Origin of the sequence: Nocardioides sp. Bht2, from assembly GCF_047308515.1 — a bacterium.
Taxonomy (GTDB): Bacteria; Actinomycetota; Actinomycetes; order Propionibacteriales; family Nocardioidaceae; genus Nocardioides.
This window is the reverse complement of the sequence record NZ_JBLBWI010000008.1, coordinates 1-15,764: the sequence shown is the minus strand read 5'-3', so window position 1 is coordinate 15,764 and position 15,764 is coordinate 1. Positions and strand designations below refer to the sequence as shown.

The window sequence follows — 15,764 nt, the reverse complement described above, 5'->3', positions numbered from 1 at the left end:
TTCAACTCATCCGTTCTGCTTGTTGATGGTCTCGGGAAGTGTGGGGATGCTGGTGGTGCAGACACCGTCGCCGTGGGCGATGGTGGCCAGCCGCTGGACGTGACGGCCGAGGACTCGGCCGATCGCCTCGGTCTCGGCCTCGCACAGCTGCGGGAACTCGGCCGCGACGTGCGAGACCGGGCAGTGCTGCTGGCAGAGCTGGTCGGCCATCGGGAGCTGGCGCACACCTGCGGTGTAGCCACCGGCGGTGAGCACCTCGGCCAGCACCTGCGCGCCGGAAAGGTCCGGCCGTGCGGCTGCGAGCTTGGCGAACTCACGGTCGAGGAAGGCCACCCGGCGCCGGGCGAACTCGACGACGGCCTCCTCGCCCTGGGTCTCGGCGAGGAAACGCAGGACATCGGCCGCCAGCGAGTCGTACTGGTGCTCCAGGCCGTCACGGCCGGTCGCAGTCAGCGCGAAGACACGGGCAGGACGGCCCCGACGACGCGAGCCGTAGACCCGCTCCTCGCTCGACTCGACGACGCCTTCCTCGACCAGGTGGTCGAGGTGACGACGAACCGCGGCCGGCGTCAGGTCCATCTGTTCAGCCAGTGCGGCGGCCGTCGACGGGCCGCTTTCCAGGATCGCCTGAACCACCCGGGCACGGGTGGGCGCATCCCCTTCGAGGGGCGCGGGAGTCGGACGAACCATTTGCACAACATCAGTGTGACGTTAATGAACCAGCCGCTTCAAGCAAGGCTGCCCTAAGCCGCACGCTCACGATCTGAGGCGAAGTGGCGAAGGTCACACCAAGACGGCGCCTCCCGCGGGGAGACGCCGTCATAGCTGCAGAAAAGGTGACGCAGGTGACTGTGCCGCGCTCAGTCCTGGGTACGCCTGCGGAAGCTGCGCAGGGCCATCGGGGCCACCACGGCGGTGATACCGACGGTCCAGATCACCGTGGAGAGCACCGGGTGCTGCAGCGGCCAAGCCGCCGAGTCCGGAGCCGGCGGGGTGTTCCCCCAGAGTTCTCGCATCCCTTGGACCAACGAGGAGATCGGGTTCCACTCGGCGATCGTCCGCAGCCAGTTCGGCATCGGCTCGGTCGGCGCGAAGGTGTTGGCGAGGAAGGTGATCGGGAACATCGTGGTGAACATGACGCCGTTGACGGCCTCGACCGAACGCATCGCCGACCCCACCCAGATCCCGACCCAGATCATCGCGAAGCCCCAGAGCAGGACCAGCGCATAGCCGAGGGCCGCGTCGAAGAAGCTGCCACGGATCCTCCAGCCGATGAAGAGGCCGGTGATCGACATGACCACGATGCCGATGCTGGAGTGCAGCATGCTGGACATGCTGCGCCCGACCAGCACCGAGGCCGGGTGGATCGGCAGCGACCGCATCCGGTCCACGACGCCCTTGTCGATGTCGGCGGTCAGCCCGACCGCCACGATGAAGGAGGCGAAGGCGATCGTCTGCCCCATGATTCCGGGCAGCAGCCACTCCCGGTAGCCCGACGGCGACTGAGCGCTGATCGAGGCACCGAAGACGTAGGCGAAGAGCAGCACGAACATCACCGGCTGGATGGTGACGTCCATCAGCATCTCCGGCATCCGCCGGATGTGGATCAGGTTGCGCCGCATGATCGTGAACGAGGCCCGGATCAGGCCGGCGGGCCGGATCTCGGGTCGGGTCAGAGCAGGTGCACTCATGCGGGGACCTCCGCGTCGAGGGCTTCGGCCTGCTCGGCACGGTGCCCGGTGAGATGAAGGAAGACGTCGTCGAGACTGGGCCGCTTGAGGCCCAGGTCGTCGAGCTCGATGCCGGTGTTCTCGAAAGCTGCGGCGACCTTGGTCATATCCCCCAGCCCGCCGGCCGGAGCCGTCAACTGCCGTGCGGCGGCGTCCACGTGGGCCTCGCCGGTGACACCGCGGAGCAGTGCCTCCGCCTGGGCCAGGTCGGCTGCGTTGGAGACGGTGACCACGACAGCGGCCCGCCCGGAGGCGTCCTTGAGTTGGAGAGCCGTGCCCTCGGCGATCACCGAGCCGCGGTCGATCACCACGATCCGGTCCGCCAACTGGTCGGCCTCCTCGAGGTACTGGGTGGTCAACAGCAGCGTGGTGCCGTCGCTGACCAGACCGCGCAGGACGTCCCACAGTTCGACGCGGCTGCGCGGATCGAGACCGGTGGTGGGCTCGTCGAGGAAGAGCACCGGCGGCGTCGCGATCAGGCTGACCGCCAGGTCGAGACGACGCCGCATGCCGCCGGAGTACTGCTTGACCACGCGGTTACCCGCCTCAGTGAGCGAGAACCGCTCCAGGAGGTCGTCGCTGGCGCTCCGGATGTAGGACGGCGAGAGCCCGTAGAGCGCGCCGATCAGGCGGAGGTTCTCCCGTCCGGTGAGCAACTCGTCGACAGTCGCGGCCTGGCCGGTCAGCCCCATGCTGCGCCTGACCCCGGCGGGATCCTGGACGACGTCGAACCCGGCGACCCGGGCGCTCCCCGACGTCGGCTTCGTCAGGGTGGTCATCATCCGGACGGTCGTGGTCTTGCCCGCACCGTTCGGGCCGAGGAGGCCCAGGACGGTGCCCTGGGGTACGGAGAAGCTGACGCCGTCGACCGCCACCGTGTCGCCGAACTTCTTGACTAGGTTGTCCGCGACGATCGCGGGTTCCGAACTCATTCTTCGACCCTAGGGGCAGGGGCCGACAGTCGCGACCGATTTCTACGACCGCCCGGCGGCCGCTTCTGCCCGGCGTCGGCCGGGGCGGATCTCTGCTTCGGGGTTCCACTTCGGGTTCTCATAGCCGAATGGACCGGCCGGGGCCCGCCAACTCATCGGTCCCCGATGCTTGAGCCTCGCGACGGCTCCCTAGACTTACCGCGTGCCTGCGACTGATCCTGCCGTACTCGTCGATGGTCTGACGATGAAGTACGGCGACAAGATCGCCGTCGATGACCTCTCTCTCACCGTCGAGCGCGGCACCATCACCGCGGTGCTCGGACCCAACGGTGCCGGCAAGACGACGACCCTGGAGACCTGCGAGGGCTACCGACGCCCGCAGTCCGGCCAGGTCCGGGTGTTGGGGCTCGACCCGCACACCCAGCGCAAGGAGCTGCTCCCCCGGATCGGCGTGATGCTTCAGGACGGCGGCGCCTGGTCCGGAGTCCGGGCCGAGGAGATGCTGCGCCACATCGCGTCGCTGCACGCGAACCCTTTGCCGGTGGACCTGCTCGTCGAACGGCTCGGTCTGGCCGACTGCGGCCGAACGCCGTATCGACGCCTCTCCGGCGGCCAACAGCAACGGCTCGGTCTGGCGATGGCGGTGATCGGTCGTCCCGAACTCTGCTTCGTCGACGAGCCGACAGCAGGCATGGACCCGGCCGCACGTCGCGACACCTGGGAGCTGCTCGAAGAGATGCGCGCCGACGGGGTGACCGTCGTGCTGACCACGCACTACATGGACGAGGCCGAACGGTTGGCCGACCAGGTGCACATCATCGACCGCGGGCGGCTGGTCATCTCCGGTTCGCCGTTCGACCTGACCACCCGATCCAGCGGCCACGCGACGATCCGCCTCGTCGTCACCGAGCCGTTCCCGCCGACCGCGCCGGCCTCACTCCAGGCCGCTCTCGGCCCGGAGACCGAGGTGTCCGCGATCAACAACCAGAGTCTGCTGATCACCGGTCCTGCCGATGCGCAGACGCTGGCCAAGGTCTCCCAATGGTGCGCCGAGCACGGGGTTCTCCCCGAGTCGCTCACCTTGGGGCAGCGCACTCTGGAGGATGTCTTCTTGCAGCACACCGGACGGGAGCTCCGCGCATGAGCGGCACCTTCGCCCCGGCGCCGGGTTCGGCACCGTTCCACCGCCAGGTACTGGCGCAGGCCTCGATGGAGAGTCGACTGATCCTGCGCAACGGTGAGCACCTGCTGCTCGCCGTGGTCATCCCGATGATCGCGCTGGTCGGCGGCACGCTGGCCGCGCGCAGGATCGACCTCGCGATCGACAACCGTCCGATCGACGTCCTGACGCCGGGTGTGCTCGCGCTGGCCGTGATGTCGACGGCGTTCACCTCGCTGGCCATCGCGACCGGCTTCGAGCGCCGATACGGGCTGCTGAAGCGACTCGGCGCATCACCGCTCCCCCGGGTCGGGCTGCTACTCGGCAAGGTGCTCGCGCTGCTCGGTGTCCAGGTCCTGCAGGCGATCGTGATCTGCGGCGTCGCCCTGGCCTTGGGCTGGGAGCCGTCGCCCGGCTTGATCGGAGTGCTGGCCGCGATCGCCGCCGCGCTGCTCGGGACCTGCGCCTTCGCCGGGCTCGGCCTGGCGCTGGCCGGGACGTTACGCGCCGAGGCCACATTGGCCGGCGCCAACATGATCTATCTGCTGCTGCTCGCCGGTGGCGCGGTGGTCTTCCCCCGCGACACCTACGGTGGAGCGGGCGAACTGTTGCAGGCCCTGCCCTCGGCAGCGATCGGTGACGCGATGCGTAGCGCGTTCATCGACGGCACGTTCAACCTCGGCGCCTTGGCGATCCTTGCCGCCTGGGCCCTGGTCGGCGGCACCCTCGCCGGCCGTTTCTTCAAGTGGGAGTAGAGATCACCATGGGTTACAAGCAGCGCCTCGCCTCCTGGCTGTGGCCACTCGCCGTCGCGAACCTGCTTGCGAACATCGGGATCGTGGTGACCGGCGCGGCCGTCCGTCTCACCGGCTCCGGACTGGGGTGCCCCACCTGGCCCAAGTGCACCGACGAGTCGTACACGACCCACCCGTCGATGGGTATCCACGGCGCGATCGAGTTCGGCAACCGGATGCTCACCTTCGCTCTTGCGATCATCGCGATCGCCTGCTTCTTCGCCGCACTCTGGGCCAAGGACCGGCTCTCGACGCGCTACTCGTTGATCGTTGCGCTGGGTATCCCGCTGCAGGCCGTGATCGGCGGGATCACCGTGTTGACCGACCTCAACCCGTGGGTCGTCTCGCTGCACTTCTTGGCCTCGATGCTGATGATCATGATCTGCCTGGCCATGCTGGACCACCTGCGCAGCCCCACCCGCAGCGCTGCGCCCGCCGCTATCCGGCTGACGGCGGCCGCGATCATGCTGGTCGGCTGGGTCGTCCTCTATCTGGGCACCGTGGTGACTGGCGCCGGGCCGCATGCGGGCGACGAGGAGGCCAAGCGGAACGGCATCGACCCCGCGACGATCTCCCAGATCCACGCGGCCTCGGTCTACCTGCTGGTCGCGCTGACCATCCTCCTGCTGGTGTTGGCGATCCGATCCGGGAACCGCTGGTTGACCATCGTCACCGCTGCCCTGCTCGCCCTTGAGCTCCTCCAGGGCGTCGTCGGCTGGAGCCAGTACGTGCTCGACCTTCCGGTCCTCCTGGTCGCCCTGCACATGCTCGGCGCCGGACTGCTCGCAGCAGGCTTCGCCCGGATCGTGCTGGCCACCCGTCCGCACACCGCCACACATACCCACCACGGCCGCCTCCTGGCCTGGACCAGTGGCGAGGCCTCCCCGCAGGGCTGAGACCGGCTCAGCAGTGCGCAGGAGGCCTTGGCAAGCGGTTCAGACCTCATCCTCCGGGTAGCCGAGATTACTGGGCACCCGAATGTCGACTGGCTCGTTCCACTTCGTCATGTCCATCGTCGCCTTCATCGGGCCGCTCGTGAATGTCACCCGGCGGATCAGATCGTCGGCAGTGACATAGAGGTCGTAGTCGATGCGCTCTGGGGCGCCCCGGGGAACCTTCTCTCCGGCAGCCGCTGCCGCATCAGCGAAGTCCACCTCCAGCACGTAGTGGCAGACGTCCTCCCGGCCCTCTTCAGCGGAGACGATCGTCCCCGGGCCGAGCGACCTCACCCCACGCAGGCCGGCGCGCCAGGCGTCGAAGCTGGCGCTCACGTCCATCTGAGCCATCATGTCGGCGAGCTCCGCTGCCTCCGGATGCTCAAGGTCGAGCTCGAAGTACTCGCCGCCCGGCACCTCGTTGATGAAGAGCCGGCCGTCGACGGCGACCAACGTGAACGGCTCCGGTCCTCCGTAGCTCATCTCCATCTCGGGCCCGGTCGGCGTGTAGGCAAGGACCCCTGACATAGACATGGAGTCGTCGCCGCCGGTCGCCGCCATCTCCATCCGCACGGTGGCGTCGCTGGGCATCGCGGCCTCCAGAGCCGGCAGCAGTCGCAGCCGGTCGTAGGAGCACTCTCCCGAGGGTGAGGCGAGCCACCGGTGCCCGTCCTGCCCGCTACACCCCACCAGCGACGCCGTCGCCAGCAGCAGCGCTCCTGCCGCCCACCGGACCATGCTCTCCCCCGCTGTCGTCTGCACCGCCCTGTCCCCTGAGCGATCCTATGTGCGAAACAGCGAGAGCCGGACTGTTTCCAATCCGACTCTGAGGCGGTGGGCGAAACTGGGTTGGAACCAGGGACCTCTTCCGCGTCGTTGGCACGCATCCCACGTCCAAACACGCCTTCTGCGCGTACAACGAGGCATCCCGAGGCTCCCTCAATGGCTCGCGCCCGCTGATCTGATTCAGCTGTCCCCGTGCTGTCACCCGTCTCCTTTAGGAGACTCGTGCTCATTTCAAGGAGGAGTGCAGGCAATGAAAAACACCCTCTGCTCTGCATAACCGCAGCTCAGAGGGTGTTTCTCATGGTGGGCGATACTGGGTTTGAACCAGTGACCTCTTCCGTGTCAAGGAAGCGCGCTACCGCTGCGCCAATCGCCCGTGATTTTTAGTTATATTTTGGGGGTTGTCCACATTATTACATGGGAGGTGGGTACGGGATTTGAACCCGTGTACACGGATTTGCAGTCCGTTGCCTCGCCTCTCGGCCAACCCACCGCGGAGGCAAGTAACCTCTCAGAGCGGACGACGAGGCTCGAACTCGCGACCTCAACCTTGGCAAGGTTGCGCTCTACCAACTGAGCTACGTCCGCTTGTCTTCCGTTCGGGCTTTCGCCGTACCGGGCAACGACGAGAACATTAGCCGAACCCGTTCGACGTGCAAAATCCGGGGTCCATTGGGCGTGTTCGCACAGCTACGGTGGGGCCATGCACGCGTGGATGAATGGCGAACTCCTGACCGATCCGACCGCCCCGGCGATCACCATCTCCGACCATGGCTTCACCGTCGGCGACGGAGTCTTCGAAGCGATCAAGGTCGTCGACGGCGCCCCGTTCGCCCTGACCCGCCATCTGAACCGGCTCGCGCACAGCGCCGAGGGGCTCGGGCTCCCCCAGGTCGACCTGACCCAGGTGCGGACCGGGGTCGACGCCGTCCTGGCGAACAACCCGCTCCCCCTCGGCCGGATCCGGATCACCTACACCGGCGGGCCGGCCCCGATGGGTTCCGGCCGGACCGACTCCGAGCCGACGCTGGTAGTCGCCGTCAGCCCGATGACGCCGTACCCGCCGACCGCGTCCACCTGCCTGGTCCCGTGGCCCCGTAACGAACGAAGCGCGCTCACGGGCCTCAAGACGACGTCCTACGGCGAGAACGTGGTGGCGCTGGCCCACGCCCAGCGCGCGGGTGCCGCGGAGGCACTGTTCGCCAACCTGGCCGGGAACCTGTGCGAGGGGACGGGCTCCAACGTCTTCTACGTACTCGACGGCGAACTACGCACGCCGACGCTGGCCAGCGGCTGTCTGGCCGGGGTCACCAGGGCGCTGCTGCTCGAGTGGGCGGGGGCGCGCGAGATCGACGAGTCGGTCGAGGTGTTGGCGGAGGCGAGTGAGATCTTCCTCGCCTCGACCACCCGCGACGTCCAGGGCGTGCACGCGCACGACGGGCGCTCGGTCGCCGCACCAGGGCCGATCACCCAGGAGGCCGCCCACATCTTCGCTGCGCGGTCCGCGGCCGACATCGATCCCTGATCGCTCCGCTCAGATCAGGTGGGGTCGAGAGTCCGTGGATCTCAGACGCCGAGCAGTTGGTCGATCAGGTCGTCGACGTCGAGGTGCGCCGACTCCTCACCGAGCGGAACGACCTGCATGCTCTGGTTGACGAAGGCGGTGATCCCGCGGCTCGGCGTCTCCACCAGGAGCTCGCCGTCAGGAGAGCGGAACTCGATGCGCACCATCGCGGCACCCGTCATCCCGACTGCTGGCCAGACCTCGACGTCGCCATCGCCGACCGGACGGGTGAGTCCGCGGATCAACAGATCGCGAGCGAAGGTCCAGACGACCTCGCCGTACTCGGTCTGGAAGGACGCGGTCACCGCGTAGGGGTCGTGTTCACTATAGCCGAGGTCGACATCGAGGGCAGCCGCAACACCGACATCGACGCAGTGCATCGTCACCGACTGACGCACCGACGAACCGCCACCTTCTGCGCGATTGAACATCCTGCCCTCCCAACTGGATCGTGCTCCTGAGGTAGGAACGCGATAGCGGTAAGGACATGACGCGAAAACGGCCGAGATTTCTGGTCACTTTGAGGTCGATTACTCAACCTCCCCTCGGATGCGTTAATGTTCCACACGTCGCGGGCGATTGGCGCAGTGGTAGCGCGCTTCGTTCACACCGAAGAGGTCACTGGTTCGAACCCAGTATCGCCCACCGCAACACCGCAGGTCAGAGCCCCTCTCGAGGGGCTCTTTCCGTTTCCGGGGTCGGCTCGCCAGCCGAGTCTCCGCGCGCGAGAGCGCCAGTACGTCCTCAGCCGATGCGCGCGAGCTAAGCGCTGACCAAGCTCCTCAGGAAGTCAGCGACAACCTCCTCGCGGATCTGCAGCGATCGCTCCGGCCCTGGCTCGACGCGGACCAGCGTGCCTGCCTCGGTCGCCGTCAGATGGACGAGCAGGCTCTGCTCCACACCGGTGGAGTGCGCCGCAATCACCCGGACATGAATGAGGGAGGCGGTCGCGCGCACCAAGTGGAACCGTCGGGGACGGGCCGCCATCACGGCAGCAAGCACCTCTCGCGGGGTTGCCCGATACTCACGCTCCACGCCGTCCGACTCCTCGCTGCCCCGCCACCTTCGGGTCGGGACATGAGTCACCGTAGGTAACTCCCCCGCGCGGCGGGACGGTTACCCGTCAGCGGTGACCGTAAGTCCCAGAAGAACTACCCGATCGGACCACGCAGGTCAGCCGAACGTCCTCAGTCCTCGTCCGCCAGGGCCTCGTTGTGTGTCCCGGGGCGGGGCGCCCACGGCTTCTCTCGGGACGGACGCACCACGATCAACCTGTCACCGCGGGCCAGCAACGTCACCACCGGATCGAAGTACCGGTAGACCTTCTCGTCCCGCACCACCGCGATCACCTGGTCGGGCAGCGTCTGCGGCTGCTTGCCCACCTCGCTGACCAGCAGGTCGCGTTCGGCGACCTCCAGGCCGGCGCCGTAGGTCATCAGGTCCTCCATCACCGCCCCCAGCGTCGGCGACAGCGACGAGAGCCCCAGCAGGCGGCCGACCGCCTCGCTCGACGTCACCACGGAGTCGGCGCCGCTCTGCCGCAGCAACGGCACGTTGTCCTGTTCCCGCACCGCGGCGACGATGTAGGCCTCGGCGTTCTGCTGGCGCACCGTGAGCACCGCCATCATCGTGGTCGCGTCGTGGTCGGTGGTCACGATCACCTGGCTGGCGCGGGCCGCACCAGCGCGGCGCAGCACCTCGCGGCGCGTGCCGTCACCGGCGATCACCGCAAGGCCGTCGGAGTTGGCCTCCTCGCGGGCCGTCGGCCGCGGGTCGACCACGACGAACGATTCACGCGGGATCCCGTTGCGGGCCAGGGTGTCGATGGCGCTACGTCCCTTGGTGCCGTAACCGATCACCACGACGTGGTCATTCATGTGCTTCCTCCACCGGGCAACCCGGAACATCTCGCGACCCTGGTTGGCGAGAACCTCCAGGGTGGTACCGATCAACAACACCAGGAACCCGATACGTGCCGGGGTGATCACGAACGCGTTGATCAGGCGGGCCCGTTCGGAGACCGGCGTGATGTCGCCGTATCCCGTGGTGCTGAGCGTGACGGTCGTGTAGTACATCGAGTCGATGAAGTCGACCTTGCCGGTCGGGTCACCGCCGTCGCGGTAGCCGTGCCGGTCGAACCAGACCAGCAGCACAGTACCGACCAGGATCCCCACGGCGAAGAGGATCCGCCGTCCGAGCTCCCACCACGGCGACCGCTTCCGGTCGGGCAGGACGATGTCGCCGAAAGCGCTCGAACCCTCCGCCCGCGGCGGAGCCGGCAAATCACTGTTAGCCACGTGGCGCAGTCTGACACGTCCGCACCCGCACCGCGGGCCTCGCGGTCGCGTGGCGGAACTCGATCGAGCCCCGGACGCCGAACCACACCGAGCGGCAACGCGAACGGCCGACCTGCCTGCGCAGGTCGGCCGTTTCACGGATCAGGCGATGCCCTCGGGTCAGGAGAGCTCGAGACCCGGGTAGAGCGGGTGCTTGTCGAGCATCTCGGCCGACGCGGCGCGGGTCTTCTCCGCAATGCCATCGCCCAGCACGTAGGAGGCCTTCGACGGCCCGCCGGCCTTGGTGGTGCCGGCGGCGGTGTTGGTCAGCACGTCGACGACCAGCTCGGCCACCGTGTCGAACTCGTCGTGACCGAAGCCGCGAGTGGTCAGCGCCGGGGTACCGAAACGGATGCCCGAGGTGTACCAGGCGCCGTTCGGGTCGGACGGGATGGAGTTGCGGTTGGTGACCACACCGGCGTCGAGCAGAGCCGACTCGGCCTGGCGACCGGTCAGACCGAACGAGGTGACGTCGAGCAGCACGATGTGGTTGTCGGTGCCGCCGGTGACCAGGCGCGCTCCGCGCTTGGTGAAGCCCTCGGCCAACGACTGAGCGTTGTCGGCGACGTTCTGTGCGTAGGTCTGGAACGCGGGCTGGCGCGCCTCCGCCAGGGCGACCGCCTTGGCAGCCATCACGTGGCTGAGCGGGCCACCGAGGACCATCGGGCAACCGCGGTCGACGTCGGCAGCGAACTCCTTGGTGGCCAGCACCATGCCGCCACGCGGCCCACGCAGCGACTTGTGCGTCGTGGTGGTGACGATGTCGGCGTGCGGCACCGGGTTCTCGTCGCCGGTGAAGACCTTGCCTGCCACCAGACCGGCGAAGTGCGCCATGTCGACCATCAGCACGGCGCCGACCTCGTCGGCGATCTCGCGCATCTTGGCGAAGTTCACCCGGCGCGGGTAGGCGGAGTAGCCGGCGACGAGCACCAGCGGCTTGAACTCCTTCGCCTTCGCCCGGACGGCGTCGTAGTCGAGCAGACCGGTCTCGGGGTCGGTGCCGTACTGCTGCTGGTGGAACATCTTGCCGGAGATGTTCGGGCGGAAGCCGTGGGTCAGGTGGCCACCGGCGTCGAGCGACATACCGAGCAGACGCTGGTTGCCGAGCTCGGCTCGGAGCGACTCCCAGTCCGCCTCGGTCAGCTCGCTCACGTTCTTTGCGCCGAGCTTCTCCAGCGCCGGGGACTCGACCCGGTTGGCGAGGATCGACCAGTAGGCGACGAGGTTGGCGTCGATGCCCGAGTGCGGCTGGACGTAGGCGTACTCGGCACCGAAGAGTTCGCGCGCGTGCTCGGCGGCCAGGGACTCGACGGTGTCGACGTTCTGGCAGGCGGCGTAGAAGCGGTGGCCGACGGTTCCCTCGGCGTACTTGTCGCTGAACCAGGTGCCCATGGTCATCAGCACGGCGGGCGAGGCGTAGTTCTCGCTCGCGATCAACTTCAGCGAGGCACGCTGGTCGGCCAGCTCTTGGCGGGTCGCCTCCGCGATCCGCGGCTCGACCGAGGCAATGACCTCGAGAGCCTGGGAATAGACGGAGCTGGTCAGGGAGGGCAGGTCGCTCATGGGGCCAAGCGTAGTGGCCCTCCGCGCCCACCCGAACATCAGCCGGAGTGTGACGCGCGCCTCTTCCCTGACACCCCCGCAGCGTGGGACCACCCCGCTACCCAGGGGTACGTCTCAAGTCGTGGACACCAGTCTCACGTCATGAGATTTCACCTTGTCGGAAGGGTGTCCGCCACGTGAGACTGGGCCACATGATCAGTGCTGCCACCCACGCCTACCTCGTGGTTCGACGCCACGTGGACTTCGGGCGTACCCGCAGCATGATGTGTTGGCCCTGCTGACCCACGCCCTTTCTTCGTCTCCACACCTCCTGGGCGCCCGGTCGTAGGCCGACTCCGCCGCAACGAAGCAGCGTTGGTCGCCCCGCGTCGCGCGTCTCCTGCTGAGTAAGGATCCCGCACCAGATGACTGACCAGGCTCCGGCACGCAAGGCTCGTCCCCGCCCCAAGCGCGGCGAAGGCCAGTGGGCGCTCGGCTACCTCGAGCCGCTCAACAAGAACGAGCAGTCCAAGAAGGACGACAACCCGCTCAACGTTGAAGCTCGCATCCGCGGCATCTACTCCAAGCGTGGCTTCGACTCCATCGACCCGGCCGACCTGCGTGGCCGCTTCCGCTGGATGGGCCTCTACACCCAGCGTGCCGAAGGATTCGACGGCGGCAAGACGGCCACCCTCCCCGAGGAAGAGCTCGACGCCCGCTACTTCATGATGCGGGTCCGCTCGGACGGCGTCATCCTGGACCCGCACGCGCTGCGTGCCCTGGGCAGCGTCTCGGTCGATTTCGCCCGCGGCACCGCCGACATCACCGACCGCTGCAACATCCAGTACCACTGGATCGAGATCGAAGACGTCCCGGAGATCTGGGAGCGTCTCGGCGCGGCCGGCCTGACCACCCTCGAAGCCTGCGGCGACTCGCCGCGCCCGTTCCTCGGTTCGCCGGTCGCCGGCGTCGCCAAGGACGAGATCATCGACGGCACCGAGGCGCTGGCCGAGATCAAGCGTCGCTTCATCGGCAACCCCGACTTCTCGAACTTCCCGCGGAAGTTCAAGACCGCACTGACCGGCCACCCGAGCCACGACGTCGCCCCCGAGGCGAACGACGTCTCCTTCGTGGGCACCGTGCACCCCGAGCACGGCCCCGGCTTCGACCTGTGGGTCGGTGGCGGTCTTTCCACGAACCCGCACCTCGCCGTCAAGCTCGGTGTCTGGATCCCGCTCGACGAGGTCGCCGACGCCTGGGAAGGCGTCGCGTCGATCTTCCGTGACTACGGTTACCGCCGACTGCGCTCGCGGGCCCGCCTGAAGTTCCTGGTCGCGGACTGGGGCGTGGAGAAGTTCCGCGAGGTCCTCGAGAAGGAGTACCTCAAGCGCGAACTGGTCAACAACCCGTCGCCGCAGCCGCCGGTCGCCCAGGGCGACCACATCGGTGTCCACGAGCAGAAGGACGGCAACTTCTACATCGGCGCAGCCCCGGTCGTCGGCCGGATCAACGGCCAGACGCTGCTCGACCTCGCCGACGTCGTCGAGAAGCACGGCGCAGCCGGTGCCCGCCTGACCGCGTACCAGAAGCTGGTCGTGCTCGGCGTGCCGCCGCAGGCCGTCGACGCCTTCGTCACCGACCTGGCCGCGATCGGCCTGGACGCGAAGCCCTCGAACTGGCGCCGCAACACGATGGCCTGCACCGGCATCGAGTTCTGCAAGCTCGCCATCGTCGACACCAAGGAGCGCGCTCGCCAGCTGGTCGGCTCCCTGGAGCAGCGCTTCCCGGACCTGGATACCCCGATCACCGTCAACGTGAACGGATGCCCGAACTCCTGCGCGCGCACCCAGGTCGCCGACATCGGCCTCAAGGGCCAGCTCGTGCTCGACGACGACGGCAACCAGGTGGAAGGCTTCCAGGTCCACCTCGGTGGCGCGCTCGGTCTGGAGACCAACTTCGGCCGCAAGCTGCGGGCACACAAGGTCACCAGCGTCGGCCTCGACGACTACATCACCAACGTCGTCCACGCCTACCTGATCGAGCGGGAGGACGGCGAGCGCTTCGCGACCTGGGTCGCCCGCGCCGACGACACCGTGCTGCGCGGCGAGTCCGACCCCCGTACCGAGCTGGCTGGGGTCTGAGCGATGAGCGAGCGCGCAGTGCCGTACTTGTGCCCCTTCTGCGGCAACGAGGACCTGCGTCCTCATGAGCTCGTGGACGCCGACGGCGAGGTCACCTCTCCCCGCGGCACGTGGGAGTGCCGGGCCTGCCTGCGCGCCTTCTCGCTCAAGATGCTTGGAATGCTCCGTCGACCCGAAACGCTGAAGAAGCCATGACCGCATCCACCACCGCAGCAGCTGCCGCGTACCGCGGCAGCCACACCGCCGACCGGTCACCCGAAGAACTGCGCGAGATCGTTTCGCACATGGGTGCCGAGCTGGAGCTCGCTCCGGCTGAGCACATCATCGAATGGGCTGTCGCCACCTTCGGCGAACGGTTCTGCATCACCTCGTCGATGGGTGACGCCGTCCTGGCACACCTGGCGTCGAAGGTGGCGCCCGGCATCGACGTGGTCTTCCTGGACACGGGATACCACTTCGCCGAGACGATCGGCACCGCCGACGCCGTCAAGCACACCTTGCCGGTCAACCTGATCACGATCACGCCCGCTCAGAGCGTGGCCGAGCAGGACGCCGAGTACGGGCCGGAGCTCTACAAGCGTGACTCCGACCTGTGCTGCAAGCTGCGCAAGGTCCAGCCGTTGGCGACCAGCCTCGACGGCTACGACGCCTGGGCGACCGGCCTGCGCCGCGCGGAGACCCGTAACCGGGTGATCGCGCCGGTCGTCGGCTGGGACGCGCGCAAGGGCAAGGTCAAGGTTTCGCCCATCGCTCGCTGGAGCGATGAGCAGGTCGAGAAGTACATCGAGGACAACGGCGTCCTGGTGAACCCTCTCGTCTACGACGGTTACCCGTCGATCGGTTGCTGGCCCTGCACGTCCCGGGTCGCCCCGGGCGAGGACCCGCGCAGCGGCCGTTGGGCCGGACAGAACAAAACCGAGTGCGGCATCCACATCTGATTCGCACTCCAACCTCGACAACGGCGTCGAAACCCCACAAGTTTCTCGAAGGGAGGCCGTGGACATGACCGCTCCTGCCATGGTGTGTCTGGCTCACGGAAGCCGCGATCCACGATCGCTTGAGACGATCAACGCGCTCGTCACCCAGGTTCGAGGCATGCGCCCTGACCTGCGGGTCGAGGTCGCGTTCCTCGACCATGCCAAGCCGAGTTTCGCGACGGCGGTCAAGAAGCTCGTGCGATCCGGCTTCGACGAGATCGTGGTAGTTCCGCTGCTGTTGACCGAGGCCTACCACGCCAAGGTCGACGTACCTGCTGCCGTCGCCGAGCAGTCGGCACTGCACGAGGGCGTGCAGATCCGGGCCACCAAGGTGTTGGGCTTGGAGACGGCGTTCCTCGAGGTGCTCGACGAGCGTCTGCGGGATGCCCTCAAGGAGGCACGGATCCGCGAGCTCGACGCGCTGGTGTTGGCGGCGGCCGGTTCCAGCGACCAGCTCGCGAACCGTTCGGTGGCGCGCCTGGCACGGCTCTGGGGCGCGCACCACAAGCTCCCGGTCAAGGCGGCCTTCGCCTCGACCGCTCCCCCGGCCACCGGCGAAGCGGTCCGTGCCTTCCGCGCTGAGGGCCGGCGCCACATCGCGGTCGCCTCTCTCTTCCTGGCTCCCGGCTTCCTGCCGGACCGAGCGGCCGAGCTCGCCCTCGAGGCCGGTGCGGTCGCCGTCTCGGCTCCGCTGGGCGCTCACCCCGAACTGGCCCGGGTGATCCTGGCCCGGTACGCGGTCGGAGCTGTCGAGTTGGTGCCCGTTTAATCCACAGCCGCGATAGTCCCTGACGAAAAGCCCCTGAAAACGCTGGCGGGTTCAGGTGGTGGAAGCAACGTTGTTGTCTGCTGGCGGGTTGCTCAGCAG

General features: G+C 67.8%; 16 protein-coding genes and 4 tRNA genes. 9 read left to right on the top strand and 11 right to left on the bottom strand.

Annotated elements, in window-relative coordinates:
* Positions 1–6 precede the first annotated feature (6 nt).
* The 3 genes from ACLM5J_RS11825 to ACLM5J_RS11815 form a co-directional block, all read right to left on the bottom strand.
* Complete coding sequence (locus tag ACLM5J_RS11825) at positions 7–690, bottom strand: helix-turn-helix transcriptional regulator (protein WP_413656612.1); 684 nt, start codon at positions 688–690, stop codon at positions 7–9.
* Positions 691–860: 170 nt separating this feature from the next.
* On the bottom strand, positions 861–1,691 hold the full coding sequence (locus tag ACLM5J_RS11820) for an ABC transporter permease (protein ID WP_413656611.1): 831 nt from the start codon (positions 1,689–1,691) through the stop codon (positions 861–863).
* Entirely contained in the window at positions 1,688–2,662 is a 975-nt protein-coding gene (locus ACLM5J_RS11815) for an ATP-binding cassette domain-containing protein (protein ID WP_413656610.1), read from the bottom strand. The genes ACLM5J_RS11820 and ACLM5J_RS11815 overlap by 4 nt, the downstream gene beginning before the upstream one ends.
* Positions 2,663–2,906: 244 nt before the next feature.
* Here ACLM5J_RS11815 and ACLM5J_RS11810 point away from each other — a divergent pair, with 244 nt between their 5' ends.
* From ACLM5J_RS11810 to ACLM5J_RS11800, 3 genes are read left to right on the top strand one after another with little or no spacing between them, the layout of a single operon-like run.
* On the top strand, positions 2,907–3,806 hold the full coding sequence (locus tag ACLM5J_RS11810) for an ABC transporter ATP-binding protein (RefSeq protein WP_413656745.1): 900 nt from the start codon (positions 2,907–2,909) through the stop codon (positions 3,804–3,806).
* A complete protein-coding gene (locus tag ACLM5J_RS11805) occupies positions 3,803–4,576 on the top strand; it encodes an ABC transporter permease (RefSeq protein ID WP_413656609.1) in 774 nt (257 codons plus the stop codon). Before ACLM5J_RS11810 ends, ACLM5J_RS11805 begins: the two co-directional genes overlap by 4 nt.
* Positions 4,577–4,584: 8 nt before the next feature.
* Positions 4,585–5,511, top strand: coding sequence for a COX15/CtaA family protein (locus ACLM5J_RS11800; protein ID WP_413656608.1), 927 nt, complete (start codon positions 4,585–4,587; stop codon positions 5,509–5,511).
* A 39-nt stretch (positions 5,512–5,550) separates the two neighbouring features.
* On the opposite strand, the gene ACLM5J_RS11795 is transcribed toward ACLM5J_RS11800, so the two are convergent.
* The 4 genes from ACLM5J_RS11795 to ACLM5J_RS11780 all read right to left on the bottom strand — a co-directional run bounded on the left by ACLM5J_RS11795 (position 5,551) and on the right by ACLM5J_RS11780 (position 6,924).
* The gene (locus tag ACLM5J_RS11795) at positions 5,551–6,312 is read right to left on the bottom strand and encodes a hypothetical protein (protein WP_413656607.1); all 762 of its coding nucleotides are present in this window, start codon (positions 6,310–6,312) and stop codon (positions 5,551–5,553) included.
* A 325-nt stretch (positions 6,313–6,637) separates the two neighbouring features.
* Positions 6,638–6,712 (bottom strand) — tRNA-Val (locus tag ACLM5J_RS11790).
* Positions 6,713–6,758: 46 nt separating this feature from the next.
* Positions 6,759–6,829: transfer RNA gene (locus tag ACLM5J_RS11785), tRNA-Cys, on the bottom strand.
* Positions 6,830–6,851: 22 nt separating this feature from the next.
* A tRNA-Gly gene (locus ACLM5J_RS11780) sits at positions 6,852–6,924 on the bottom strand.
* 115 nt (positions 6,925–7,039) lie between these two features.
* On the opposite strand from ACLM5J_RS11780, the gene ACLM5J_RS11775 reads away from it, so the two are divergent.
* A complete protein-coding gene (locus ACLM5J_RS11775) occupies positions 7,040–7,861 on the top strand; it encodes an aminotransferase class IV (protein WP_413656606.1) in 822 nt (273 codons plus the stop codon).
* 41 nt (positions 7,862–7,902) lie between these two features.
* Here the strand turns inward: ACLM5J_RS11775 and ACLM5J_RS11770 are convergent, their stop codons facing one another.
* Entirely contained in the window at positions 7,903–8,331 is a 429-nt protein-coding gene (locus tag ACLM5J_RS11770; RefSeq protein ID WP_413656605.1) for an SsgA family sporulation/cell division regulator, read from the bottom strand.
* A 142-nt stretch (positions 8,332–8,473) separates the two neighbouring features.
* On the opposite strand from ACLM5J_RS11770, the gene ACLM5J_RS11765 reads away from it, so the two are divergent.
* Positions 8,474–8,545: transfer RNA gene (locus tag ACLM5J_RS11765), tRNA-Val, on the top strand.
* A gap of 117 nt (positions 8,546–8,662) precedes the next feature.
* Here the strand turns inward: ACLM5J_RS11765 and ACLM5J_RS11760 are convergent.
* The 3 genes from ACLM5J_RS11760 to ACLM5J_RS11750 form a co-directional block, all read right to left on the bottom strand.
* Complete coding sequence (locus tag ACLM5J_RS11760; RefSeq protein ID WP_413656604.1) at positions 8,663–8,935, bottom strand: hypothetical protein; 273 nt, start codon at positions 8,933–8,935, stop codon at positions 8,663–8,665.
* Between the two features lie 152 nt (positions 8,936–9,087).
* Positions 9,088–10,197 (bottom strand): potassium channel family protein, encoded by a 1,110-nt coding sequence (locus tag ACLM5J_RS11755; RefSeq protein ID WP_413656603.1) that lies wholly within the window; start codon positions 10,195–10,197, stop codon positions 9,088–9,090.
* Between the two features lie 159 nt (positions 10,198–10,356).
* A complete protein-coding gene (locus tag ACLM5J_RS11750) occupies positions 10,357–11,799 on the bottom strand; it encodes a glycine hydroxymethyltransferase (RefSeq protein WP_413656602.1) in 1,443 nt (480 codons plus the stop codon).
* 404 nt (positions 11,800–12,203) lie between these two features.
* On the opposite strand from ACLM5J_RS11750, the gene ACLM5J_RS11745 reads away from it, so the two are divergent.
* From ACLM5J_RS11745 to ACLM5J_RS11730, 4 genes are all read left to right on the top strand, one after another.
* A complete protein-coding gene (locus ACLM5J_RS11745) occupies positions 12,204–13,919 on the top strand; it encodes a nitrite/sulfite reductase (RefSeq protein ID WP_413656601.1) in 1,716 nt (571 codons plus the stop codon).
* 3 nt (positions 13,920–13,922) lie between these two features.
* Entirely contained in the window at positions 13,923–14,114 is a 192-nt protein-coding gene (locus tag ACLM5J_RS11740) for a hypothetical protein (RefSeq protein ID WP_413656600.1), read from the top strand.
* Positions 14,111–14,857, top strand: coding sequence for a phosphoadenylyl-sulfate reductase (locus ACLM5J_RS11735; RefSeq protein WP_413656599.1), 747 nt, complete (start codon positions 14,111–14,113; stop codon positions 14,855–14,857). Before ACLM5J_RS11740 ends, ACLM5J_RS11735 begins: the two co-directional genes overlap by 4 nt.
* A gap of 64 nt (positions 14,858–14,921) precedes the next feature.
* Entirely contained in the window at positions 14,922–15,665 is a 744-nt protein-coding gene (locus ACLM5J_RS11730) for a sirohydrochlorin chelatase (RefSeq protein WP_413656598.1), read from the top strand.
* Positions 15,666–15,764: the final 99 nt, after the last annotated feature.

Excerpts from the sequence above, each read along its gene's own strand:
- ACLM5J_RS11735 (WP_413656599.1), top strand. The coding sequence starts at position 14,111 with ATGACCGCATCCACCACCGCAGCAGCTGCCGCGTACCGCGGCAGCCAC.
- ACLM5J_RS11815 (WP_413656610.1), bottom strand. The coding sequence starts at position 2,662 with ATGAGTTCGGAACCCGCGATCGTCGCGGACAACCTAGTCAAGAAGTTC.
- ACLM5J_RS11800 (WP_413656608.1), top strand. The coding sequence starts at position 4,585 with ATGGGTTACAAGCAGCGCCTCGCCTCCTGGCTGTGGCCACTCGCCGTC.
- ACLM5J_RS11745 (WP_413656601.1), top strand. The coding sequence starts at position 12,204 with ATGACTGACCAGGCTCCGGCACGCAAGGCTCGTCCCCGCCCCAAGCGC.
- ACLM5J_RS11810 (WP_413656745.1), top strand. The coding sequence starts at position 2,907 with ATGAAGTACGGCGACAAGATCGCCGTCGATGACCTCTCTCTCACCGTC.
- ACLM5J_RS11750 (WP_413656602.1), bottom strand. The coding sequence starts at position 11,799 with ATGAGCGACCTGCCCTCCCTGACCAGCTCCGTCTATTCCCAGGCTCTC.
- ACLM5J_RS11770 (WP_413656605.1), bottom strand. The coding sequence starts at position 8,331 with ATGTTCAATCGCGCAGAAGGTGGCGGTTCGTCGGTGCGTCAGTCGGTG.
- ACLM5J_RS11740 (WP_413656600.1), top strand. The coding sequence starts at position 13,923 with ATGAGCGAGCGCGCAGTGCCGTACTTGTGCCCCTTCTGCGGCAACGAG.
- ACLM5J_RS11775 (WP_413656606.1), top strand. The coding sequence starts at position 7,040 with ATGCACGCGTGGATGAATGGCGAACTCCTGACCGATCCGACCGCCCCG.
- ACLM5J_RS11820 (WP_413656611.1), bottom strand. The coding sequence starts at position 1,691 with ATGAGTGCACCTGCTCTGACCCGACCCGAGATCCGGCCCGCCGGCCTG.
- ACLM5J_RS11730 (WP_413656598.1), top strand. The coding sequence starts at position 14,922 with ATGACCGCTCCTGCCATGGTGTGTCTGGCTCACGGAAGCCGCGATCCA.
- ACLM5J_RS11805 (WP_413656609.1), top strand. The coding sequence starts at position 3,803 with ATGAGCGGCACCTTCGCCCCGGCGCCGGGTTCGGCACCGTTCCACCGC.
- ACLM5J_RS11825 (WP_413656612.1), bottom strand. The coding sequence starts at position 690 with ATGGTTCGTCCGACTCCCGCGCCCCTCGAAGGGGATGCGCCCACCCGT.